The sequence below is a fragment of the Methylobacterium sp. Leaf89 genome (genome assembly GCF_001422215.1).
In the GTDB taxonomy this organism is placed as follows: domain Bacteria; phylum Pseudomonadota; class Alphaproteobacteria; order Rhizobiales; family Beijerinckiaceae; genus Methylobacterium.
In genome coordinates this window covers 256,832-262,888 of the sequence record NZ_LMML01000023.1, presented here as the reverse complement: position 1 = coordinate 262,888, position 6,057 = coordinate 256,832, and the positions used below count along the sequence as shown (strand labels likewise).

5 protein-coding genes and 1 pseudogene are annotated in these 6,057 nt (G+C 65.2%); 4 read left to right on the top strand and 2 right to left on the bottom strand.

Features of this window, described 5'->3' with window-relative positions:
* Nucleotides 1-369, bottom strand: a 369-nt coding sequence (locus ASF18_RS09310; RefSeq protein ID WP_056351007.1) for a hypothetical protein, incomplete at its 3' end; no start/stop codon positions are given.
* 434 nt (nt 370-803) lie between these two features.
* Here ASF18_RS09310 and ASF18_RS24665 point away from each other — a divergent pair.
* Together ASF18_RS24665 and ASF18_RS09305 are read left to right on the top strand one after the other, a co-directional pair.
* Nucleotides 804-905 (top strand): annotated as a pseudogene (locus ASF18_RS24665) (IS5/IS1182 family transposase); the annotation flags it as partial.
* Nucleotides 906-2,094: 1,189 nt separating this feature from the next.
* Nucleotides 2,095-3,303, top strand: coding sequence for a polysaccharide biosynthesis/export family protein (locus ASF18_RS09305; protein WP_162239169.1), 1,209 nt, complete (start codon nt 2,095-2,097; stop codon nt 3,301-3,303).
* 283 nt (nt 3,304-3,586) lie between these two features.
* On the opposite strand, the gene ASF18_RS09300 is transcribed toward ASF18_RS09305, so the two are convergent.
* Nucleotides 3,587-4,222, bottom strand: coding sequence for an SGNH/GDSL hydrolase family protein (locus ASF18_RS09300; RefSeq protein WP_056351003.1), 636 nt, complete (start codon nt 4,220-4,222; stop codon nt 3,587-3,589).
* 84 nt (nt 4,223-4,306) lie between these two features.
* On the opposite strand from ASF18_RS09300, the gene ASF18_RS09295 reads away from it, so the two are divergent.
* The gene (locus tag ASF18_RS09295; RefSeq protein WP_056351001.1) at nt 4,307-5,416 is read left to right on the top strand and encodes a glycosyltransferase family 4 protein; all 1,110 of its coding nucleotides are present in this window, start codon (nt 4,307-4,309) and stop codon (nt 5,414-5,416) included.
* A gap of 9 nt (nt 5,417-5,425) precedes the next feature.
* Nucleotides 5,426-5,878, top strand: a complete 453-nt coding sequence (locus tag ASF18_RS09290) for a DapH/DapD/GlmU-related protein (RefSeq protein WP_056350999.1) — start codon at nt 5,426-5,428, stop codon at nt 5,876-5,878.
* Nucleotides 5,879-6,057 lie beyond the last annotated feature (179 nt).

Below are 6,057 nucleotides of genomic sequence, written 5' to 3'. Positions count from 1 at the left end.
CTGGCCGTCGGAGGCGTCCTGGATCAGCTGGCCGAAGGCGAGCCAGCCCTTGGCGGTGTTCGCCGCGCCGGGCTCGAGCGTGAACTTGTAGGCGATCTCGGCCGGAACGCCCTGCTTGATCAGCTCGACACTCGAGACTTCCGAACGCTCGGATCTCGTGAACTTGTCGTACCAATTGTTATCGCCGGCCCGAACCTCGAAGCGCAGCGTGTTGTTGTCCGGTGACGTCAGGGCATAACTGGCGGACGAATCGTACGTGTAGCCGGAGCCGGCGTTGAGCACGTTGTAGACGTCGTTGCCAAGTCCGAGCAGATAATAGATCGGGCTCGCGGGTTTCCAGTCTTTCGGATCGACGACAACGGCACCCATGGTGTTCTCGCGCTTTGAACTTTGATGCGCAAGCCGTAACAGTCCGATTCATACATCCGATGAGTCTAATCGAGAGAAGCTATTTTATCCGGAAAACCAATTGTTAGTCTTTCCAGTCGCTCAATTCGTGTCGACTCAGGTTGGCTCGAAAAGCATCGTTCGTCGGCCCGGACAAATCGGCCGCACCTGTCGAACGGGCCGCGCTGGGCTCCGCTCATCGAGCGATCCGCTCCATCGATGGCATGCGTCGAAGGCGGGATGCCGACCTGATGATGATGCGTATGCTCGCAGGCGAACGGGCCCCGAAGTCCCAGCGCATCGCGCTTCAGGATCGGGCGGCCCCAGAGAGGCGCGGGCACGGTCACGACGGCCTTCTCACCAATCCGCTCGATCGAGCACCTCGATGCAACCTGATTGCTGCGCCTCGACGAGGGATGGTGAAGCCGCGCTTTCCTGACGGCCGGTGGGCCGTGATCGCACCGTTGCGGTCGCCTGGACCGGCCAAGCCGATGGGTGGTCGCCCGCGAGCATCCAACGGGCAGGGTTGCCGAGCATCCTGTTCGTACGGCACGCGAGCACGTTCGAAGGGGACAGACGGGGGCGGTCCTGAGTCCGGCCGGTCGTGGCAAATCAGGCGCGTCGCGCTGTGGCCCCATCGAATCGACGGTGTTTCCCCTGAACGGACGCTGCCCTGATTTGCCTCGTTCGGTCGCTTCGTTCTCTGCTGCGAGCGACCGGCCAAGGTTCATCGCGCCAAACGCAGCTGGCCGCAGCCCTCGTCGCTTGGCGCTTCGTCGGACAACGGGCCTGTCGGACGCTCTCGTCCGCTCACGGCCCCCAGACGAAGAGTTGGGGATAGTGCGGCCGATGCGAATGGCGCAGCGTGTAGACCGCGTTCGCCGCAGGCTCGTCCGGCAAGACCAGGACTGCTTCGCTCGGGACGCATTCGAGGAGGTGATCCGGCCGGGTTTCACGGCAGGGAGGCCTCACGCTTCCACGCAGGGGGAGCCGGATCCGCTCAACAACATCCGCCGCCCGAGCCGGCGCTGCAGCGAGCAGCGTGCCCGACACGCCGAGCGAGGCAGCCCCTGCAAGACACAGCGATAGAAATCTTGAGTTCATTGTCCGGGTCCACACCTTCGAAGCGCTGCAGTATCGCACACCCAAGGTCGCTCCGCATATCCTGGTTCCGGCAGCCGCTCGGCATCGGAAGGTTGCGACCGGACCTAGCGTGGGCCTTGCACGATGATGGGCGACAAGCGGTCGGTCGTGCCGCGGGCCTCGGCGCCCCCGCGGCACCCGATCCGGTTGCGGCCGGCGATCGCCGTTCTGCACATCCCAGTCGAACGCCGGACTTGATCTAGCCCCAATGCACGTGGAAGCAGATCCGCGGTCGCAGGAATCGGTCTCACGGGCCTGTCTGCCCGCGGAGACCGCTGCAGGCAGGCAGCGAGGCCGTTGTCGGCGAGCTGCCCGGAGGCCGGTACAAGCCTCATCTTCGGCGATAGGGTCTCGGGGTTCCTGTCGGTCCCCGAAGACCGATGAAGAATATTTACCTTACAATGCAGAATTGGATAAGGGCTGAATCAGGGTAGATCTGTCTCGTTGCGAGACTCGATGCCTTCATGCAACAGCTTCGGGAAAACGAATTTCGTCGTCTTGTTTTGGCGGACATTTTCGCGAATGATTGGAAGGCCAAAGATCAATTTTCGAGGTATATATTCCGTGCGAAGCTATGGCTTTCTTGCGCGTGGCTTAGCGGCTGCATCTCTCACCGTCTGCAGCGCTGCGTGCACTATCACGCCGCGGGACGGCCCCATTGCGTCAACGGTACGTTCCTCCGCCGATGTCACCATCGAACCGGCGCCCGAGGCACTCAGCTTTGCCCTCGTATCCCTGAGCCCGAGTTCGCTGAGCATCGCCAATCGCACCACCGTCGGGGCCACGCCGGCTTTCCGATCCCTCGTGAACCGCAGCGGTGGATCGCAAGGGCGCATCGCGGTCGGAGACGTCCTGGCCATTACGGTCTTCGAAGCGCAGAGCGGTGGATTGTTCATCCCCAGCGATTCTGGGTCGCGGAGCGGCAACTTCGTACAGGTGCCGAACCAGCAGGTCGATGCGAGCGGGATGGTCAGTGTGCCCTATGCGGGAAGCATCCGGGTCGCCGGCCGGACGGCCGATCAGGTCGGCAAGGAGATCGCCCAGCTTCTCGCCAAGCGGGCCATTGAGCCTCAGGTCATCGTCACGCAGGTCGAGCGTCACGGCAACGACATCTCCGTGCTGGGCGACGTCAATCTCGCGACGCGCTTCTCGCTCGATCCGGGCGGCATGAGGCTGCTCGGCGCGATCGCACGCGCAGGCGGTCCCCGCAGTCCGGCCTACGAAACCTTGATCACGGTTCAGCGGGGCGGTCGCACCGAGCAGGCCCTGATGACGAGCCTCGTGAAGAATCCTTCGCAGAACATCCAGCTTGCCGCGGGAGATGCGGTCTATCTCTCGCGCGAGCCCAAGATCTTCATGACGCTGGGCGCCACCCTGCCGCCCGGCTCGGTCGGCGGCATCAACAATCGCCGCTTCCCCTTCGACAACGACAACATGACCCTGGCAGAGGCGATCGCGAAGTCCGGCGGCCTCGACGACGCGCGGGCCGATCCGACGGCGGTGTTCGTCTACCGCATGGAATCGCGCCGGACCCTCAGCGAGATGGGCGTCGACACGACCCGGTATGCCAGCGACCTGGTGCCGACCGTCTATACGGTCAATCTCGCGCAGGCTGACGGATTGTTTCTCTCGAGCTCGTTCTTCATGCGGAACAAAGACATTATCTACGTGTCGACATCTCAGTCGACCGAGGTGAACAAGTTCTTCGGCATGGTTCGGTCCACGACCGCGCCGTTCTACGATGTCAGCGTCGGCGCGGCGACCGTTCGGTGATCGTCTGATCGGATCGCTTCATCGGCCGTGTGGGCGTCGCTTGCCTCGATGCCCACACGCTTCACTTCTGGAAAGAACGGGGCGGCGCAGGAGAACGCCGACGGCCATGCCGATGATGGCGGGGGCGTCGTCTCGGGGCTGCCGGTGAACCCCGGGGGGCTTCGTGCATCGGAGCGCTCGGCCAATGCGCGGTCCGTCGCGCGGCTGACGAGCGCTCCGCACCGGCTTGGTCACGTGGTCGCCTGCGTTCGAGGTCGACCCCGACAAGGGGACCCACGTCCGTTCAGGGCGTGTCCTGCGATCGACCGAGGTGTTCGACCAGGGCCGGAACCATGATTGCAGCCGCCTCGGCGGGGATCGGGTGCAGCCCGTCGGGAATGGCGCGCGCGCGGGCGGCTCGGCCAAGGCGATTCCAGGCCGGCCGATGGTCGAGGAATTCAGCACCCAGCGCCCATGCGAGGTCGCGATGCGCCGCGATGTAGGTCGTCAACCGTGGTCGAACGAGTCCGCGCAGGCCGGAGACCGGGTTCATCGCCATCACCACGACGCGGGGCCGGGGCGTGCACGACAGCAACCGCTCGAGGATCGTGCGCATGGCGACGAGACTGCGGCCGAGCGACAGGCGGCGTTGCAGGGCCGCGTCATTGGCGGCAAATTCAACCAGTACGACATCCGGCTTCAGCGCGACGACCGCCTCGAGATTCGCGCAGCCCCACAGGGACGTCTCTCCGGCCCGGGCGACGATCTGCACGAAGACCGGCCGCATCAGGCGCACGGACAGCTGGCGCTCCAGAGCCTCCTGCCATCCGCCACGGGAGGTCAGGCTGGTGCCGACCGTGACGACCGTGAGGGGCGCGGCGACGTCATCCTGACCAGGCCCGGTCGCACGCGCGGCGAGACCCTGCGGCGGTGCGGTCACGGCCCGGCTTCCCTTTGCATTCGAACAAGCGTCGGATAGGGTACCGGCCGCGCTCAGGCAAGCCGCAATTGCTCTGGAGATTCGATGAAGGTCATGGTCTGGCCGACCGCTCGCGGTGGGATGCGCTCGGTCGTCGAAGGCTATCGCGACGACGGTTTTCTCGAGGCACAGGACGTTCATCTCGTCGCCTCCTATGCCGAAGGGTCCTTTGTTGGTCGCCAGCTTCTGCTTCTGAAGGGCCTCGCCCGATACGCATGGCTCCTGGCGACACGGCCCGTCACGCTCGTCCACATCCATGCGGCCATGAAGGGCAGCTTCTGGCGGAAGGCGATCTTCGCGGGACTGGCGCGGCGCTACGGCGTGCCGGTGATCCTGCACCTCCACGGCTCGGAGATGAAAGGCTTCTACGAACGTCAGACGCCGCGGCTGAAAAGGGCGATCGAGGCGCAGCTCGCACGAGCGAGCCGGGTCGTCGTGCTGTCGCAGAGTTGGCGCGACTTCGTTGCTGGCATAGCGCCGACGGCGAAAACGGTCGTCCTGCCGAACTACGTCACCGTGCCGGCCCGGCCGGCCCGCGGCACGGGCGAACCGCTCACCTTGCTGTTTCTGGGCTTGGTCGGCGTCCGCAAGGGAATTTACGATCTCCTCGACGCGCTCGCGCTCGTGCGTGCGGAGCTGCCTCCGTTCCGGCTGATCGTGGGCGGGAATGGCGAGGTCGAGGCTGCCGCGGCGCGCGCTCACGCTTTGGGACTCGAGGGTCTCGTCTCGTTCGAGGGCTGGGTCGGACCGGCACGCAAGGCGCAACTGCTCGACGAGGCCGACATCTACGTCCTTCCTTCGCACAACGAAGGACTTCCGATGAGCGTGCTGGAAGCGATGGCCTACGGCCTCCCCGTGGTGACGACCGATGTCGGCGGCTTGCCGGAACTCGTCGAGGACGGCGTTCAAGGTCGCGTGGTCCCCTCTCGCGACGTCACGGCCCTCGCCCACGCGCTTCGCGCGCTGGCCATCGACGGGACGGTTCGCGCGCGGATGGGCAAGGCCGGGCGTATCCGGGTGCAGGCGGGCTACAGCCAGGAGGCCGTCTTGCCAGCGCTCGCGCACCTCTACGACTCGGTGCAACACGACAGGAAACCGCCCCTGCCGGCCGGCGGCCACGCGATGCGCGGCAAATCTCCCGCTAAGTTGGTTTAGGCGTAGAGCATGGCCACTCTGAACAAGCTCAAAAAACTGCGGCATGTGCTCGTTTATCTGAAGCGGGTCTACTACACGCGTCTCTGGGGTATGGATCTGCACCCCACTTGCGAGTTCTCGCTCTCGACGCGCTTCGATCTGACGTACCCGAAGGGCGTGCATGTCGGGGAAGAGAGCTACGTTGCTTTCGATGTGGCCGTGTTGACCCACGACCGGACCCGCCGGATGTACAGTCACACCCGCATCGGTCGACGCTGCTTCATCGGCGGCCGCAGCATCATCCTGCCGGGTGTTACGATCGGCGACGAGTGCGTCGTCGGTGCGGGCAGCGTGGTGACGAAGGACGTGCCCCCGCGTTGCGTCGTCGTCGGTAGCCCGGCGCGGATCGTGCGCCGCGACATCCAAGTCGGGGCCTACGGTCAGTTTCACGAGTCCGCTCCCCCGTCGGCCCTGGCCGTGTAGCGTCGGTTCGCGATCGGCGGTTCGGGTCCGGATCGAGGATGGCCGGGAAGGATCTCCGAGGCGATCCGTCCCGCGGCCGGGGGCCTGGGAGGCGCGCCACAATGCGGGATGGTCCTGCGGCGTTCGACTCTGTTAGAGAGCGACCTGACGCGGGAGTTCAGTCCCGCCGGATATGAGGT